This is a genomic window from Flavobacterium sp. CAU 1735 (assembly GCF_039888695.1).
Lineage (GTDB): Bacteria > Bacteroidota > Bacteroidia > Flavobacteriales > Flavobacteriaceae > Flavobacterium.
In genome coordinates, this window is the sequence record NZ_JBDQQQ010000016.1 from 1 (window position 1) to 1,103 (window position 1,103).

The following is a 1,103-nucleotide window of genomic DNA, read 5'->3' on the forward strand; positions in this document are numbered from 1 at the left end:
TAACTCACATTATCAGAACTTGCCTCAAGGATGGGCAGAATGCACCTTAGAAAGTATCGGTTCTTGGTCATCCGGATCAACACCAAGTCGTTCAAATAAAATGTATTATATAAACGGAACCATTAATTGGTTAAAAACAGGCGATCTAAATGATGGTTATATTGATTATATACCAGAAAAGATAACCGATTTAGCTGTAAAAGAATGCTCGGTTAGATTAAACCCTAAAGAAAGTGTTCTAATTGCTATGTATGGTGCAACCATAGGGAAAATAGGCATATTGAATATTCCATCTACTACAAATCAGGCTTGTTGTGCTTGTATTACATATCCAGGGATATATAACAAATTTCTTTTCTATTTACTAATGGGTAAAAAGAAAATTTTGCAAATGAAAGCAGAAGGTGGTGCACAACCCAATATTTCAAAAGAGAAAATTATTAATTTCCCTATCCTTCTGCCACCAGAAAAAGAACAAATAAAAATAGTTCAATCTATTGAAAGTCTTTTCAATATACTTGATAGTATTGTAGAAGATTTATAATTCAATCATCACATCATCAAGTATCTTAAAAAAATGGTCAATAGCAGATGCTATTTCATTCTGTTCTTGGAAAGAACAGATAGGAATATATGTATTACGAATATTCTCTAAATGTAAATTTGGAACACCTATACCCTTCAGGTTTTTTTTGAATTGTCCCTGAACAAAAGATGATGACATAATATGACGTAAATAATATGGGTCTATTTTATTTTGAAAAGGGCGAAGTAAGGCTAGGCTAACATATATATCAAAAATACAATCACGATCAACAACTGCTGAAAAACCTGTTGTTCCATTTTTAGCAAGTAAAATATCGCCTTTCTGAGGAGCTAATCGTGTGTATAATTGTTTGTGTAGAAACTCTGGAATATACATAACATTTTCCCAGTCAATTTTCCCAGAAGTTACATTTTTTGACGAAAGAAATATGTAGCCCTCCTCAGAGTATGTAGGTGTTTGATGCGTACCATCAGTAATGATAGAGCAAATATCTATTAGCCTACACCACCTCCAGTTTTCCGGTATCTCAAACGGCAAGTTCTGATAATGTGAGTTA

The 1,103-nt window shown here is 32.9% G+C and carries 2 protein-coding genes; one reads left to right on the plus strand and one right to left on the minus strand.

Annotation, left to right across the window (positions count from 1 at the left end; genetic code table 11):
- The coding region (locus tag AAFN64_RS17620; protein ID WP_347761491.1) for a restriction endonuclease subunit S at positions 1-544 on the plus strand (544 nt) is incomplete at its 5' end.
- On the opposite strand, the gene AAFN64_RS17625 is transcribed toward AAFN64_RS17620, so the two are convergent.
- A partial coding sequence (locus AAFN64_RS17625) for a restriction endonuclease subunit S (protein WP_347761492.1) occupies positions 539-1,103 on the minus strand: 565 nt, incomplete at its 5' end. The genes AAFN64_RS17620 and AAFN64_RS17625 overlap by 6 nt on opposite strands.